Origin of the sequence: Acidovorax sp. GW101-3H11 (genome assembly GCF_001633105.1) — a bacterium.
Classification (GTDB): domain Bacteria; phylum Pseudomonadota; class Gammaproteobacteria; order Burkholderiales; family Burkholderiaceae_C; genus Acidovorax.
In genome coordinates, this window is the sequence record NZ_LUKZ01000036.1 from 1 (window position 1) to 15762 (window position 15762).

Consider the following 15762-nt stretch of genomic DNA (forward strand, 5'->3'; position numbering starts at 1 on the left):
ATGCCTGGCAGAACAACGCTTCTTGCATGGGGAGGGCTCCTATGCCTGGCAGAACAACGCTTCTTGCATGGGGAGGGCTCCTGTTCGGGGGGTGTCAATGGGTTTATTTGTACTGTAGTGTTCCACCCGAAACGGAAGAGAGCCGTTTTTTTGGCCGTTACCGCGCTATGGGTATGTCTTTTAAGCTATCAAATATGTAGCAAATACGCCTGCGAAGGCGCCGCCGAGCACTGCGGCGTGGCACAGGCGGCGTGCGGCCTGCCGCCTCTGGTCTGCTACCTATGCGGCCACGGGCCCCGCGCGGCCGTCCTGGACGACAAAGCGGGCGAGCGTGCTGGCGCCGCTGTCGGCACGCAGGGGGTCGTCGAGCACGCGCAGGGTGGTGGTCCACTGGGTGGGCGTGATGTGGGCCAGGCCGTAGCCGCGCAGGTCGCAGCGGGCCAGCAGCACGTGCGGGTTGTGGCGCACCACGGCGTCCACCTTGTCTTGGGTGGTGCCCGAGCGGGAGCTGATGGAGGTGCCGCAGAACTCGCTGGCGATGACGGGTGAGTCGGGGCGATCGGCGTTGGCGTGCACGCGGCAGACGTAGTTCTGGTGGATGTCGCCGCCCAGCAGCACGGTGTTGCGTGGCTTGTGCTGGGCCACGGCCTGCAGCAGGCGCGCGCGGGCGGCGGGGTAGCCGTCCCAGTTGTCGGTGGTTACCGTGCCCGAGGGGTAGTGGCGGGGCGAAAACAGGGTTTGCTGCGCGATCACGCTCCAGCGGGTGGCGTCTTGCGTGGCGTTGGACGCGGCGGCGTCGGCGGCCAGGCCAGTGCCCAGCCATTGCTCTTGCGCGGTGCCCAGCAGGCTGCGGGTGGGGTCGGCCAGGTCGGCGCAGCTGTTGCCGCGCACGGCGCCTGCGCTGCCGGAGTCTGGCGCGCGGCAGGCCTGCCAGCTGCGGTATTGGCGGCTGTCCAGCAGGTGAATGTGCGCGAGCCGACCCCAGCGCAGGCGGCGGTAGACCTGCAGTGCGTCCCACCGGGTGTCGGGGAAGGGGCGGTTGAGGCTGGCGGCGCGCAGGGGCATGTTTTCGTAAAAGGCCTGCCAGGCGGCGCCGCGCTGCGCCAGGAAGCTGGTGGCATCGCCCCGGCCTGCCTGGCCCGCGCTGGCGGCGTAGTCGTTCTGCACCTCGTGGTCGTCCCAGGTCACGGACCAGGGGCAGGCGGCGTGGGCGGCTTGCAGCGCGGGGTCGCTTTTGTGCAGCGCGTAGCGGTCGCGGTAGTCGGCCAGGGTGGTGGCCAGGCGCAGGCTGTGGGTGCGCGCCAGGTCGCTGGTGTTCTTGGGCGTGGCGTATTCGTAGATGTAGTCGCCCAGAAACAGCACCAGGTCCGGCTGCTCTGCGGCCAGATGGCGCCATGCGGCGTAGTGGCCGTGCTCCCACCGCTGGCAGGACGCAAAGGCGATGCGCAGCGCATCTGGCATATCGCCCGCTGCAGGCGCGGTGCGCGTGCGGCCCTCGGTGCTCACCGCATCGCCCAGCATGAAGCGGTAGTGGTACCAGCGCGCAGGCTGCAGGCCGCGCAGCTCCACATGCACGCTGTGGCCCAGCTGCGGCAGCGCGGGGGCTTCGCCCTTTTGCACGATCTGCGCAAAACGCGCGTCGTGCGCCACCTCCCACCGCACGGTGTGGGTGGCTTGCATCTGTGCGGGCTGCGCCAGCACCAGGCGGGTCCAGAGCACCACGCCATCGGGCGTGGGGTCGCCGCTGGCGATGCCCAGCGCAAAGGGGTTGCTTTGCAGCGCGGGCGGGTTGCTCCACGCCCAGCGGGGGAGGGTGGATGCGGTGGCCGCGCAGGCGGCGTTTTGCAAAAAGGCGCGGCGGTCCATGGGTCGCTGGTATTCAGGTGTTGAGCCGTTTCACGCGCAGCTGTTTCGGGATTGGCGAGTCTTATTGGCGAGTCTTGAGCATCCCGTCACCTGCCTTGTCTACTGCCCGTCGATACCGGCGCGCCCCAGGCCAGTGCCACCGTGGAGCTGGCTTTGCCAGGCCACGGGTGGCGTCCCCCTTTGGGGGAAGGCGCCGAAGGCGACACAGGGGGAGCCACTACGCCGCCATCACCCGGTTCTTCCCCGAGCGTTTGGCCAGGTACATGGCCTGGTCGGCGCGCACGATGGCGTCGGTGCTGGTTTCGCTGTCGCCCAGCTGGGCCACGCCTGCGCTGAAGGTGATGAGCACCTTCTCGCTGCCTTGCAAAAAGAAGCGGGTGGTCAGTTCGCGCTGCAGCCGCGTCATGGCGGCCACGCCGCTGTCCACGTTGGTGTCGGGCAGCACGATGACGAATTCCTCGCCGCCGTAGCGCGCCAGCAGGTCTTGCGGCCGCATCACCTCGCGCGTGACATGGGCCAGGTGCACCAGGGCCGCGTCGCCACCCGCGTGGCCCAGGCGGTCGTTGATGGTCTTGAAGTTGTCCACGTCCAGCAGCGCCAGGCACAGCGACGAGCCCAGGCGGCGGGCGCGGGCGATCTCGCGCTCCATGGCCTCGTCCAGGCCCTTGCGGTTGAGGCTGCCGGTGAGCGGGTCGTGGCGGGCCTGGGCGCTGGCGCGGTCGAGTTCTTCCTGCAGCTTGGCCACCTCGGCGCGCTTGGCCTCGGTGCGCTCGCGCAGGTCCTGCAGTTCGTCGTGGGTCACGCGGCTGTCCAGGGCCATGGCGCGGGTGGCGCTCATCACCTCTTGCAGCACGGGGGCGATGTCCTGCAGCGTGGTGGCTTTGCCGATGAGGTCGGCACAGCGCTCCATGGTGCCCTGGTAGCTGGTGCTGGAGGCGGTGATCTTGGCCAGCCGCTCGATGAAGGTGGCGAGCATGTCCTTCATCTGCTCCTGCGCTTCGAGCGTGCGGGCCTTGGCCTCGGTCTGCTTGAAGATCACGTCCTTGAGGCGGCGCTGCACATCGTCGAGCCTGCGCAGGGTGAGCGGCGGGGTGGAGGCGGTCATCAGCGCCTCGGCCTGGCCGTGCAGCCAGCGGTCGTCCACGCTGAGCACCGCAATGTTCTCGAAGATCATGTGCAGCAGCTCCAGCAGGCTGGTGCGGATGGCGGCCTGGTCTTCGGTGGCAAACGACAGCCGGTAGGTGAAGTTGCCCAGCATGAGCTGCGCCGTGGCCACGGGGGGCGAAGGCTCGCGCAGGAAGGTGACGAGCTGCTTGGCCATCTCGATCACGCGGGCGTCGTCCTCGCCCAGCGCAGGCAGGGTGTTGTCGATGAGGCGCGCCAGGGTCTCGGCCAGCTCGGGCGGCAGCTCGCCCAGCACGGTGGGCGCATCGGCGGTTTCGATGGGGGTGGCGGCAGCGGGGTGCAGGCCCAGGTTGGCATAGCCCACCATCACGCTTTGCAGCGAGGTCCAGTCCTTGGTGATGATGGCCCGCTCAAACTGGGTGAGCAGGCGCTTCTGGGCCGGTGTCTGGGCGGGCAGCACCCGCTGGATGCCGCTCAGCGGCCCTTCGGGGAAGGGCTGCGGGCTGCGGGTGCCCGCAATTTCGTCGTACAGCGCCAGGTAGTGGTCGGGGGTGGGTTGCAACCGGCGGGCCGCCAGCTGTTTGAGTGTCTCGCGCGCGATCTCGGAGGGGAGGCGGTCGGCCATGGGTGGGCACCAGTGTCAGGAGGGGCGGGGGTGCGCAAGTGTGACACAGGGCGCGGCTTTTTGGGGTAGGGGCGCGTGCCCATGCAGGCGCCTGCGGGCGCCGCCAGGCGCCGCCTGCCCGGGGGCCAAGGCGAGCTCAGTTCACCATCACCAGCTTGCCCATCACGCCGCGCGAGCCCATGTGGGCGTAGGCGGCGGGCAGCTCGGCCATGGGCATGGTGCGGTCGATCACGGGCTTGACCTTGCCCTGGGCATACCACTGCGCCAGCTCGCCCATCATGGCGGCGTTGGCCTTGGGCTCTCGCTTGGCGAAGTCGCCCCAGAACACGCCCACGATGGACGCGCCCTTGAGCAACGCCAGGTTGAACGGCAGCGCGGGGATGGGGCCCGAGGCAAACCCCACCACCAGGTAGCGGCCACGCCAGGCGATGGAGCGGAACGCGGGCTCGGCAAAGTCGCCGCCCACGGGGTCATAGATCACATCGGGGCCTTTGCCATCGGTGAGCGCCTTGATGGCATCGCGCAGGTTGTCCTTGCTGTAGTTGATGGTGGCGTCGGCACCAATGGAGGTGCACAGCGCGCATTTTTCGTCGCTCGATGCGGCGGCGATCACGCGCGCGCCCATGGCCTTGGCGATCTGGATGGCCGAGGTGCCCACGCCGCCTGCGGCGCCCAGCACCAGCACCGTCTCGCCCGCCTTGAGCTGGGCGCGGTCCACCAGCGCGTGGTACGAGGTGGCGTAGATCATGATGAAGGCGGCGGCATCGACATGCGAGAAGCCGTCGGGCAGCGGCATACACAGGGCTGCGGGAGCAATGGTGTGCGTGCCGAAGCCGCCTGTGCCCGACAGGCAGGCCACGTTCTGGCCGACCTTGAGGTGCGTGACGCCGTCGCCCACGGCCGCCACCACGCCTGCGTATTCAGAGCCCGGCACAAAGGGCAGCGGCGGCTTCATCTGGTACTTGTTCTGCACGATCAGCAGGTCGGGGAAGTTCAGGCTGGCGGCCTTGATCTCGATGAGCACCTCGCCCGCCTTGGGTGTGGGGGTGGGCAGTTCGGTCCAGGTCAGGGCGTCAACGCCGACGGGGTTGGTGCAAAGCCAAGCGTGCATGGAAAAGTCTCCTGTCAATGTTGGGGCGCATGATAGGCCGGGGTGCATGGGGGCCGTTGTCCCACGAGCGACGGGCCCGCCTGCCCCTTGCCCGGGTAGCGCGCGCATGGGGCGCCCCACCTACAATCCGTTGCAACCTCTGCTGCAACCATGAAAATTCTGATTTCCAACGACGATGGCTACCAGGCCCCGGGCATCGTGGCCCTGCATGACGCGCTCAAGACCCTGGAGGGCGTGGAGGTGGAGGTGGTCGCGCCCGAGCACAACAACAGCGCCAAGTCGAACGCGCTGACCCTGCATTCGCCGCTGTATGTCCACAAGGCGTCCAACGGTTTTCGGTACGTCAATGGCACGCCAGCCGACTGCGTGCACATCGCGCTGACCGGGCTGCTGGGTTACCGGCCCGACCTGGTGGTGTCCGGCATCAACAATGGCGCCAACATGGGCGACGACACCATCTATTCGGGCACCGTGGGTGCGGCGATGGAGGGCTATCTGTTCGGCATTCCGGCCATTGCGTTCTCGCAGGTGGACAAGGGCTGGGGCGAGCTGGAAGCCGCCGCCGCCAAGGCCCGGGAGATCGTGGCGCAGATGCGCAACCAGGGCTTGGTGACCGAGACCCCCTGGCTGCTGAATGTGAACATCCCCAACATGCCGCTGGATGCGCTGCGGCCCGCCAAGTGGTGTCGACTGGGGCGCCGCCATGCGGCTGAGCGCGTCATCGTGCAGGAAAGCCCGCGCGGCGAGGTGATGTACTGGATTGGCGGGGCGGGTGCTGCCAAAGACGACGCCGAGGGCACGGATTTTCATGCCACGGCGCAGGGCCATGTGTCCATCACGCCGCTGAAGGTGGACCTGACCGATCACGACAGCCTGGGCGCCTGGGCGCAGACGGCGTCCCGATGGGCCGCTGGAGCGGGGGCGGCTGCCGCCCCGGGCGTGTGATGCAGCGCCGCCCTGGGTTTCCGGCCCGTCTGCCGGGCACGGGCAACGCTGGCGCCAAGCCGGTGGCGCAGGTGTTGGCACCGGCTTCGGCGTTGGCGGCGCGCAAGCCAGTGGTGGCTGCGCCGGTGGGCGTGGGGCTCGACTCCTCGGCGGTCCGCACCCGCATGGTGCAAAAGCTGGCGGCGGGCGGTATCACCTCTGCATCGGTGCTGCAGGCCATGGGTGCAGTGGAGCGCCACCGGTTTGTAGACAGTGCCCTGGTCAACCAGGCCTATGAAGACACCAGCCTGCCCATCGGGCTGGGCCAGACCATTTCCAAACCCAGCGTGGTGGCACGCATGTGCGAATTGCTGCTGGGCGCCGAGGGCGCGCGCGCGGGCGGCCTGGGCCGGGTGCTGGAGGTCGGCACCGGCTGCGGTTACCAGGCGGCGGTGCTGAGCCTGCTGGTCCGGGAGGTCTACACGCTGGAGCGGCTGCGCGGCCTGCACGACCGGGCCCGCGACAACCTGCGCCCGTTCCGGCTGGCTAACGTCCATCTGCTGTTTGGCGACGGCATGCTGGGCTATGCCAAGGGGGCGCCCTATGCCGCCATCATTGCCGCCGCTGGCGGCGATGCCGTGCCCCAGGCCTGGTGCGATCAACTGGCGGTGGGCGGGCGGCTGGTGGCGCCCATGGCGTTGTCGGGCGGGCAGCAGATGTTGCTGGTGATCGACAAAACCCCGCACGGATTGAAACAAAACGTGCTCGAGCCGGTGCATTTTGTCCCTCTAAAATCGGGGATTGCCTAAAGGGAATTGCTTATGTTCGTATCGCGTGGTCTTGTGGTGGGGTTTACCGTGGCAATGGCGGGGCTGGTGCTCTCCGGCTGTGGCACCCGCCTGAACAAGGCTCCTGTGGAAGATCGGGGCACCTCCACATCCTCTGCGCCCGCGCAGCCTGGCCAGCCTGGCGTGGTGGTGGGCACCCCCATCAAGCCCTTGCCCGGGGCAGAGAATGCGGGCAAGCCGGGTTATTACACGGTCAAGCCTGGGGATACCCTGATTCGCATCGGGCTGGAGTCCGGCCAAAGCTGGAAAGACCTCGCCCGCTGGAACAACCTCGACAATGCCAACCTCATCGAAGTGGGCCAGGTGCTGCGCGTGGCGCCTCCCACGGCCGTTGTGGCAGCCACGGCTGTGGCGTCTGACAATGGCGTGGTGACACGGCCTGTGACCTCGTCCACCGTGGCGCCCGCACCGGCCGCATCGGCTGCCAGCACCCCCAAGCCGCCCGCTTCGGTGGCCTCTGGCACCGTGGTGGCTGTGGCTCCTGCGACGCCAGCGCCAGCCGCTGCGCCTGCGGGGGAGGACGACATCGCCTTTATCTGGCCCGCGTCGGGCTCGCTGATCGCGGGCTTTGACGAGGCGCGCAACAAGGGCTTCGACATTGCCGGCAAGGCGGGCGAACCCGTGCTGGCTGCCGCCGATGGCCGCGTGGTCTACGCCGGTGCAGGCCTGCGCGGCTATGGCAACCTGGTGATCCTGAAGCACAACAACACCTTCCTCACGGCCTATGCCCACAACCAGTCGCTGCTGGTCAAGGAAGACCAGGCCGTGCGCAAGGGCCAGAAGATTGCCGAGATGGGCAACACCGATGCAGACCGCGTCAAGCTGCACTTTGAAATCCGCCGACAGGGCAAGCCGGTGGACCCTTCGCGCTACCTGCCAGCGCGTTGATCCCCATGGTGGCCGGGCTGCCGCAGAGCGGCGATGGCAGCGCGGTCGGGGTGCCTGCTGAAGCGGGCGACGACCTGCTGCTCGCCGAGGAGTCGGAAGCGCTGGTCGAGGCCAGCAGCGAAATGCGCCACATGCTGGTGGCCGCGCCGCAGCATGCCGCGCGGCTCGACAAGGCGCTCGCAGACCTGGTTCCGGAGTTCTCTCGCAGCTACCTGCAGCAGTTGCTGGGGCAGGGGCTGGTCAGCCTCAATGGCAAGCCCGTGCTCAAGGCGTCCACCCGCGTCAAGGCGGGTGATCAGCTCGCGCTGGAGATGCGGCCTACGCTGCAAAGCCAGGCGTTCCGCCCCGAGCCCATGGCCATTGACGTGGTGTATGAAGACGAGCACCTTCTGGTCGTGAACAAACCCGCAGGCTTGGTAGTGCACCCGGCGCCAGGCAACTGGAGCGGCACCCTGCTCAATGGCTTGCTGGCCCGGGATGAGAGGGCCCTGCTGGTTCCCCGTGCTGGCATCGTGCACCGGCTGGACAAGGACACCAGCGGTCTCATGGTGGTGGCGCGGAACCGCGCCACCATGGACGCGCTGGTGGCTTTGATCGCCGAGCGCAAGGTCAAGCGCCAGTACCTCGCCCTGGCGCAGGGTGCCTGGACAGGGCCCAAGAGTCGTTCGGTCGATGCACCCATCGGGCGCGACCCGCGCAACCGGTTGCGCATGGCGGTGGTGGACCTGGCCTTGCATGCGGGCAAATCTGCCCGCACCGACGTCCTGTGTTTGGACGGGACCGACCAGGGCTGCTGGGTGCAATGCACCTTGCACACGGGGCGGACCCACCAGATCCGGGTGCACATGGCATCGCTCAAGCACCCCCTGGTGGGCGACACCCTGTATGGCGGTGCGCCCTTGGGGGCCATGCAGCGCCAGGCACTGCACGCCTACCGCCTGGCCTTTGTGCACCCGGTAACGGGCAAGGCGCTGGAGTTCCAGGCGCAGGCCCCCGAGGACATGCGGCAGGCACTGTCTTCCTGGGGCCTGGGCTACAATGCGCCCTGATGGCCTGATCGGCCCCCTGCCTGAAGACGGAATCCCGCCGGGCCCCTGCGTCGCGTCAACGTCCTTGCACTGCGCGCCATTTTGATTGCCCCCTGCTGTTGATGTGACACCCGTTGCAACGCGTGGCACTTTTCCAGGAATCGCTGAACCATGAACACGGTGGATGCCAAAAGGGTCCTCGAAACTGCGCTGATCTGCGCGCAGCAGCCTGTGCCTGTGCGCGAGCTGCGGGTACTTTTCAATGATGCGCTGGGGTCTGACACGCTCAAGCTGCTGCTGCAGGAGCTGCAGCAGGATTGGGCACAGCGCGGGGTGGAACTGGTGCAAGTGGCCACGGGCTGGCGTTTTCAGAGCCGCCCCGAGATGCGGGAGTATCTCGACCGGCTGCACCCCGAAAAACCCCCGCGCTACACGCGGGCCACCATGGAAACGCTGGCCATCATTGCGTATCGCCAGCCGGTGACACGGGGCGACATCGAGGACATCCGTGGCGTCACCGTCAACAGCCTGATCATCAAGCAGTTGGAGGACCGGGGCTGGGTCGAGGTCATCGGGCACCGGGAAACCGTGGGCCGTCCTGCGCTGTTTGCGACCACCCGCCAGTTTCTGGATGACATGGGCCTGCAGTCGCTGGACCAGTTGCCAGTTTTGGACGACCCCACCGGCAATGCGAATGTGCTGGAGGCCATGGCTGCTGCAGCCCAGAGTGTGATCGAGCCGGAGCTGGAGCCGATGTTGGGGCCGGTATCAGAACCAGAATCAGAGCCAGAACCCGAGGTGGTGGCTGTGGAGTCAGCGGCGGAGCTGCCGCCGCAGTCCGCCCCTGCCGTCGCGGAAAGCGTGAGCCCACCGCTGGTGGACGATTTTTTTAACGACACGGAGATGGATCTCCGTGGCGACCATATGGATACGGATGCCCCGGGCGGTGTCCAGGGAAACACTTGATGAACGATTCGACCCCCGACAATTCGGGCGCAACGCCCGAGGCTGACGCTGCCGACATGGCTCCTGCCGCAAAGAAGCCTGCGGCCAAGCGCGCGCCGCGCAAGAAGGCTGCGCCGGTTTCTGCCGAGGTGGCCGAAGTGGTGGCGGTGGACTCCGGCGCGGCTGCTGTGAGCCCCACAGCGGAGGTGTTTGCAGAGCACTCGATCCCGGTCGAGGTGCCTGCTGGTGCTGACCTGGCGGTGGCTGCAGAGCCCGCAGCGGCCGGTTTTCAGGCGCCCGGGGTCGATGGCGTCGCACCGCGTGGGGAGCGCAAGGGCCCACCCCCTGCGGACCAGCGGGGGCGCTCGCCCCGTGCGGATGGGGGAGGGCGTGACAAGCGCAAGCCCGCACCGGCGGTGGAGGGTTATCAGTTCGAGGACGTGATCTCGGGCCGTTTCGACCAGGATGACGCGTCGGCAGATGTGGCGCCCGCCAAGCGGGTGCTGCTGCCCCAGGTGGAAACGCCCAAGCTGCACAAGGTGTTGGCCCAGGCAGGGCTGGGCTCGCGTCTGGAGATGGAGCAGCTCATCCTGGAAGGGCGCATCTCGGTGAACAATGAGCCGGCCCATATCGGCCAGCGCATCCAGTTCGGCGACCAGGTCAAGGTCAATGGCAAGCCCATCCGCTACCGCATCGACCCGCCGCCAGCGCGGGTGATCGCGTACCACAAGCCAGTGGGCGAGGTGGTGACCCATGACGACCCCCAGAACCGGCCGACGGTTTTCCGCAAGCTGCCCCGGCTGATGCAGGGCAAGTGGCAGTCCGTGGGGCGGCTGGATCTGAACACCGAAGGGCTGCTGCTGTTCACCAGCTCGGGTGAGCTGGCCAACAAGCTCATGCACCCCCGTTTTGGACTGGAGCGTGAGTACGCCGTTCGGGTGCTGGGCGCGCTCAGCAACGAAGAAAAACAGAAACTGCTGGACGGCGTGCGCCTGGATGACGGCATGGCGTCGTTTGGCTCCATCGAAGACGGCGGCGGTGAGGGTTCCAACTGCTGGTACCGGGTCACGATCTCCGAAGGCCGCAACCGTGAAGTGCGCCGCATGATGGAGTCGGTGGGGCATGCCGTGAGCCGCCTCATCCGCATCCGTTACGGCGCCATGGTGCTGCCCCGTGGCCTCAAGCGGGGAGCTTGGCTGGAGCTGGACGACAGCGATATCCGGGCGCTCATCCAGGCGGCGGGCGCGGGGCGTGCTGAATCGGCCGAAGGCCGTGCAGAAGCGGGCCCGGCGGCTGGCGGACGTGGCGGCAGCGGCAATGCGGGCAACCGGGGCCGTGGCGGCCCTCGGGGCGGGGATGGCCCCCGCCGGGACATGTCCCAGGGCGGTGGCGGTGCGGGCCCCCGTGGCCAGAAGCCTCGGCGTGACGGCGGCGGGCAAGGGCAGGGCGCGCGGGGCAACAATGCTGCGGGTGGCGATCGCCAGCGCGGTGCGGCCCAACCCGATCCGATGAAAACCTCGGTGGGGTACATCGGGGTGGACAGCCTCTCTCGGCACCGCCAGGACAAACGCCGACCCGGCGGTGGCGGCCCCCGGCGCGGTGGTGGCCGTTAATCTGCGGCCAGGCTTCCACGGTTAGAATCGAGGGCTTTGTCCGGTGGACAAACGAATCACGGCAACATTATTCATTCAGGAAAATCAACATGGCTATCGAACGCACTCTCTCCATCATCAAGCCCGACGCAGTGGCCAAGAACGTCATCGGCCAGATCTACGCCCGTTTTGAAGCCGCTGGCCTCAAGGTCGTGGCTGCCCGCATGGTGCACCTGTCGCGCCTGGAAGCCGAGCAGTTCTACGGCGTGCACAAAGAGCGTCCTTTCTTCAAGGACCTGGTGGACTTCATGATCTCCGGCCCCGTGATGATCCAGGCCCTGGAAGGCGAAAACGCGATTCTGAAGAACCGCGAACTGATGGGCGCCACCGACCCCAAGAAGGCAGAAGCCGGCACCATCCGCGCTGACTTCGCTGACAGCATCGACGCCAACGCCGTGCACGGCTCTGACGCTGCTGAAACGGCTGCTGTGGAAGTGGCTTTCTTCTTCCCCGGCCTGAACATCTACTCGCGTTGATATGGTGATCCCCATGCCTGTTCCCGCAACCGTGGGATGTCTGCGCCATGGGGACGGTTGCGCCCGGCCCTCCGGGAGGGCGGCGCAATGACCACCAACCTGCTGGAATTTGACCTCGACGGCCTCGCAGCCTTTTGCGAGCAGCTCGGCGAGAAACGTTTTCGTGCGACCCAGCTGTTCCGCTGGATCCACCAGCGTGGCGCGAGCAACTTCGACGCCATGAGCGACCTGGCCAAGGCCTTGCGCGACAAGCTCAAGGGGTGTGCCAAGGTCGAGGCCCTGCCTGTTGTCTCTGAACATGTGTCTTCAGACGGCACGGTGAAGTGGCTGTTTGATGTGGGGGATGGCAATGCGGTCGAGGCCGTGTTCATCCCCGAGGATGACCGGGGCACGCTCTGCGTGTCCTCACAAGCCGGTTGTGCCGTGGGCTGCCGCTTTTGCTCCACGGGGCACCAGGGCTTCAGCCGCAACCTGACCACGGGCGAGATCCTGGCCCAGCTGTGGTTTGCCGAGCATTCCCTGCGCAAGCGCTTGAACACTGAAGACCGCGTGATCTCCAACGTGGTCATGATGGGCATGGGCGAGCCGCTGCAAAACTACGCTGCCCTAGTGCCCGCCCTGCGTGTGATGCTGGACGACCATGGCTATGGCCTGTCGCGCCGCCGGGTGACGGTGTCCACATCGGGTGTTGTGCCCATGATGGACCGGCTCTCGCAGGACTGCCCTGTGGCTTTGGCGGTGTCCCTGCACGCGCCGAACGATCCCTTGCGCGACAACCTGGTGCCGCTCAATCGCAAGTACCCGATCCAGGAGTTGCTGGAGGCCTGTGGCCGGTATCTTGCCCATGCGCCTCGCGACTTCATCACCTTTGAATACTGCATGCTGGATGGCGTCAACGACCAGCTGGAGCATGCGCAGCAACTCATCGAGCTGGTCAAGCGCTCTGGGGTGCGCTGCAAATTCAATCTGATTCCTTTCAATCCGTTCCCCGCGTCAGGGCTCTTGCGGTCAGCGCAGAATCAGGTCCTTGCCTTTTCCAAGGTCTTGAGCGATGCCGGTATTGTCACGACCGTGCGCAAGACCCGGGGCGATGACATCGACGCGGCCTGCGGGCAGTTGGCGGGCGATGTGAAAGACCGCACCCGCGCTGCGGAGCGCATGGCAAAGCAGCGCACAATCGTGCTCAAACCGGTGACTTGATCAGCAGGCGATCGGCAAACTTCAAGGAGGCTCTACATGGCGGGATTGGTTGGACGCTGGCAGCATTTTGGCCGCTGGACACTCACGGCATGCAGTGCATTGGTTTGCATCGCGGCACTCCAGGGGTGTGCGGCCAACAACGCGGCGGCCTTGCGTGAATCAGAGGCAGATCTGGTGACGCCCTCCGATGAGTCCGAAGCCCGGCGCCGTGCCCGTATCCGGCTGGAACTCGCAGCCAACTACTTCGAGTTGGGCCAGACAGCGGTGGCCCTGGACGAAGTCAAGCAGTCGCTTGCCGCAGACCCTTCCTATGCCGATGCGTTGAACCTGCGTGGCCTGATCTTCATGCGCTTGAACGACCTGGCGCAGGCAGACGACAGCTTCCGCCGCGCCCTGGCGTTGCGGGGCAACGATGCCAACCTGTTGCACAACTACGGCTGGTTGTTGTGCCAGCAGCAAAAGTATGCGGACGCAGACCAGTATTTTGGTCGCGCCATTGCCAACCCCACCTACATGGCGCGTGGCAAGACCCTGATGGCGCGCGGTCTGTGCCAGTCCCGGGTGGGCCAGCTTGCGGAGGCGGAACAGTCGTTTCTGAAGGCTTATGAGATGGATGCTGCCAATCCGGTGGTGGCATACCAGCTGTCCTCGCTGCTGCTGCGGCGCAACGAGCTGACACGGGCGCAGTTTTATATCCGGCGCCTTAACAACAGCGAGCTTGCCAACGCCGAATCGTTGTGGCTGGGCATCAAGGTGGAGCGCGCCTTGGGCGACTCCGTGGCAATGCGGCAACTGGCTGGCCAGTTGCGCAAGCGGTTCCCGGATTCGCGGGAGTTGGGTGCTTACGAACGCGGGGCTTTCAATGAGTGAGGTTGTGGAGAGTGGTGGTTTGACGGCGGGTGGTTTGCTGAGGGAGGCCCGCCAGGCATCTGGAATGCACATTGCGGCCCTGGCCGTGGCGCTGAAAGTGCCGGTCAGCAAGCTGGAGGCCCTGGAGGCTGACAACTTTACGGTGCTGCCCGATACCGTGTTTGTGCGGGCCCTGGCCTCCAGCGTGTGCCGCGTGCTCAAGGTGGACGCGGCGCCCGTGCTGGCCTTGTTGCCCCAAAGTCCGAGTCCCAGTCTGGCGGCAGACAGCGCCGGGATCAACGCCCCGGTAAAGGGCAGCGTGGGCAAATCCACGGTGACCTCTTCATCGTTCTCCGGGAACGGGTCCGCTTCGCGGTCTGTGGGGTTCGTGGTGCTGGCCTTGCTGGTGGGGGCTCTGGCCCTGTACTTCTTCCCCCGGGGTGAGGACCGCACTGCCCCCAGTCCAGCGACTGCTCCTGAACCTTCTTCGGCCCCAGATGCTGTGCCGACCGGGGCGGCAGATGCGCCAGCGGCTGAGCGGCCTTCGCAGCCCGCCCCTGCGCCTGCAGTAGCTGCACCCGCACCCGCTTTGGTGGCCGCCCCGGCCTTGTCCGCAGCGGCCACGGCAGCGCCCGCAACCGCTGCCGCCCCTGCGTCAGCACCGGCCCTGGTGGCCAGTGCCCCAGCGCCTGCGGCCGACGCACCGGCGGGCACGCTGGTGCTGCGCGCGCGCAGTGAATCCTGGGTGCAGGTGAAAGATGCCTCCGGCGCTCTGGCCTTGCAGCGCAACCTGGCTGCGGGGGAGTCCGTGTCGGTATCGGCCCAGCCCCCACTGGCAGTGGTTGTGGGGCGTGCCGATGCGACGGAGGTGACGGTGCGTGGCAAGCCGTTCGACCTGATCGCCGTGTCGCGCGACAACGTCGCTCGTTTTGAGGTGAAGTAGCGTGCAGAACCCTTTGCGTGATTTTGGCCCCGTGGCGGTCGCTGCCCCTTTGCCCCGCCGTTCGCGCCAGGCAAAAGTGACCTGGGGCTCGCGGATCGTGACCGTGGGCGGCGATGCGCCGGTGCGCGTGCAGTCCATGACCAACACCGACACGGTGGATGCCATCGGCACCGCGATCCAGGTCAAGGAGCTGGCCCAGGCCGGTTCTGAATTTGTCCGCATCACGGTCAATACCCCCGAAGCCGCCGCTGCCGTGCCCTACATCCGCGAACAGCTGGACAGGATGGGCGAGAGCGTGCCGCTGGTGGGGGACTTCCACTACAACGGACACCGTCTGCTGACCGAGTTCCCCGACTGTGCGCAGGCGCTCTCCAAGTACCGGATCAACCCCGGCAATGTGGGCAAGGGCGATAAGAAGGACAAGCAGTTCGGCCAGATGATCGAGGCCGCCATGCGCTGGGACAAGGCCGTGCGCATCGGTGTGAATTGGGGCAGTCTGGACCAGGAGCTGCTTGCCAGCCTGATGGACGCCAACAGCCAGCGCGCCCAGCCCTGGGAGGCGCGCCAGGTGATGTACGAGGCGCTGATCACGTCGGCCATCGAGTCGGCACGGCTGGCTGAATCCATGGGCCTGAACGGTGACCAGATCATCCTGTCGTGCAAGGTCAGTGGCGTGCAGGACCTGATCGCCGTCTACCGCGAACTGGCCCGCCGCTGCGACTACGCGCTGCACCTGGGCCTGACCGAGGCGGGCATGGGCACCAAGGGGACGGTGGCGTCCAGCACGGCGCTGGGCGTCCTGCTGCAAGAAGGCATTGGCGACACCATCCGTGTGTCGCTCACGCCCCAGCCCGGCGAGGCGCGCACGCAGGAAGTGGTGGTGGCGTCCGAGATCCTGCAATCGCTGGGGCTGCGCGTGTTCGTGCCCAGCGTCACGGCCTGCCCGGGCTGTGGCCGCACCACCAGCACCACGTTCCAGGAGCTGGCCAAGCAGATCGACGACTACCTGCGCGCACAAATGCCCGCGTGGCGTGTGCGCTATCCGGGGGTGGAGGGCATGAAGGTGGCCGTGATGGGCTGCATCGTCAACGGCCCCGGCGAGAGCAAACATGCCGACATCGGCATCAGCTTGCCCGGCACGGGCGAGGCCCCGGCCGCACCGGTGTTCATCGATGGTGAAAAGGCCCTGACGCTGCGCGGCGAGCGCATTGCGGAAGAGTTCCATGCCCTCGTCGAGCAGTATGTCGAGCGCCGCTACGGCCGCCATTGATTGCTATAAAAA

General features: G+C 66.9%; 14 protein-coding genes. 11 read left to right on the plus strand and 3 right to left on the minus strand.

Annotated elements, in window-relative coordinates:
• Positions 1-279: 279 nt before the first annotated feature.
• The 3 genes from A1D30_RS23860 to A1D30_RS23870 all read right to left on the minus strand — a co-directional run bounded on the left by A1D30_RS23860 (position 280) and on the right by A1D30_RS23870 (position 4727).
• Entirely contained in the window at positions 280-1866 is a 1587-nt protein-coding gene (locus tag A1D30_RS23860; RefSeq protein WP_063463222.1) for an alkaline phosphatase D family protein, read from the minus strand.
• Between the two features lie 217 nt (positions 1867-2083).
• The gene (locus tag A1D30_RS23865; RefSeq protein WP_063463223.1) at positions 2084-3616 is read right to left on the minus strand and encodes a GGDEF domain-containing protein; all 1533 of its coding nucleotides are present in this window, start codon (positions 3614-3616) and stop codon (positions 2084-2086) included.
• 136 nt (positions 3617-3752) lie between these two features.
• Positions 3753-4727 carry an NADPH:quinone oxidoreductase family protein gene (locus A1D30_RS23870; protein ID WP_063463224.1) on the minus strand — a complete coding sequence of 325 codons (975 nt, stop codon included), beginning with the start codon at positions 4725-4727 and terminating at the stop codon, positions 3753-3755.
• Between the two features lie 150 nt (positions 4728-4877).
• On the opposite strand from A1D30_RS23870, the gene surE reads away from it, so the two are divergent.
• The 11 genes from surE (at position 4878) to ispG (ending at position 15750) form a co-directional block, all read left to right on the plus strand.
• Positions 4878-5672 (plus strand): 5'/3'-nucleotidase SurE, encoded by a 795-nt coding sequence (gene surE / locus A1D30_RS23875; RefSeq protein ID WP_063463225.1) that lies wholly within the window; start codon positions 4878-4880, stop codon positions 5670-5672.
• Positions 5672-6460, plus strand: coding sequence for a protein-L-isoaspartate(D-aspartate) O-methyltransferase (locus A1D30_RS23880; RefSeq protein ID WP_063463244.1), 789 nt, complete (start codon positions 5672-5674; stop codon positions 6458-6460). Before surE ends, A1D30_RS23880 begins: the two co-directional genes overlap by 1 nt.
• Before the next feature lie 12 nt (positions 6461-6472).
• Positions 6473-7387, plus strand: coding sequence for a peptidoglycan DD-metalloendopeptidase family protein (locus tag A1D30_RS23885; RefSeq protein WP_063463226.1), 915 nt, complete (start codon positions 6473-6475; stop codon positions 7385-7387).
• A gap of 5 nt (positions 7388-7392) precedes the next feature.
• Entirely contained in the window at positions 7393-8436 is a 1044-nt protein-coding gene (locus A1D30_RS23890) for an RluA family pseudouridine synthase (protein ID WP_063463227.1), read from the plus strand.
• Between the two features lie 150 nt (positions 8437-8586).
• Positions 8587-9381: an SMC-Scp complex subunit ScpB gene (gene scpB / locus A1D30_RS23895; RefSeq protein ID WP_063463228.1), complete on the plus strand. Its 795-nt coding sequence runs from the start codon at positions 8587-8589 to the stop codon at positions 9379-9381.
• Positions 9381-10973, plus strand: coding sequence for a pseudouridine synthase (locus A1D30_RS23900; protein WP_063463229.1), 1593 nt, complete (start codon positions 9381-9383; stop codon positions 10971-10973). The genes scpB and A1D30_RS23900 overlap by 1 nt, the downstream gene beginning before the upstream one ends.
• An 89-nt stretch (positions 10974-11062) precedes the next feature.
• The gene (gene ndk / locus A1D30_RS23905; protein ID WP_063463230.1) at positions 11063-11488 is read left to right on the plus strand and encodes a nucleoside-diphosphate kinase; all 426 of its coding nucleotides are present in this window, start codon (positions 11063-11065) and stop codon (positions 11486-11488) included.
• An 87-nt stretch (positions 11489-11575) separates the two neighbouring features.
• Complete coding sequence (gene rlmN / locus A1D30_RS23910; protein WP_063463231.1) at positions 11576-12688, plus strand: 23S rRNA (adenine(2503)-C(2))-methyltransferase RlmN; 1113 nt, start codon at positions 11576-11578, stop codon at positions 12686-12688.
• 36 nt (positions 12689-12724) lie between these two features.
• Positions 12725-13558: a type IV pilus biogenesis/stability protein PilW gene (gene pilW / locus A1D30_RS23915; protein ID WP_063463232.1), complete on the plus strand. Its 834-nt coding sequence runs from the start codon at positions 12725-12727 to the stop codon at positions 13556-13558.
• Positions 13551-14480 carry a helix-turn-helix domain-containing protein gene (locus A1D30_RS23920; protein ID WP_063463233.1) on the plus strand — a complete coding sequence of 310 codons (930 nt, stop codon included), beginning with the start codon at positions 13551-13553 and terminating at the stop codon, positions 14478-14480. Before pilW ends, A1D30_RS23920 begins: the two co-directional genes overlap by 8 nt.
• Position 14481: 1 nt before the next feature.
• Positions 14482-15750 carry a flavodoxin-dependent (E)-4-hydroxy-3-methylbut-2-enyl-diphosphate synthase gene (gene ispG / locus A1D30_RS23925; RefSeq protein ID WP_063463234.1) on the plus strand — a complete coding sequence of 423 codons (1269 nt, stop codon included), beginning with the start codon at positions 14482-14484 and terminating at the stop codon, positions 15748-15750.
• Positions 15751-15762: the final 12 nt, after the last annotated feature.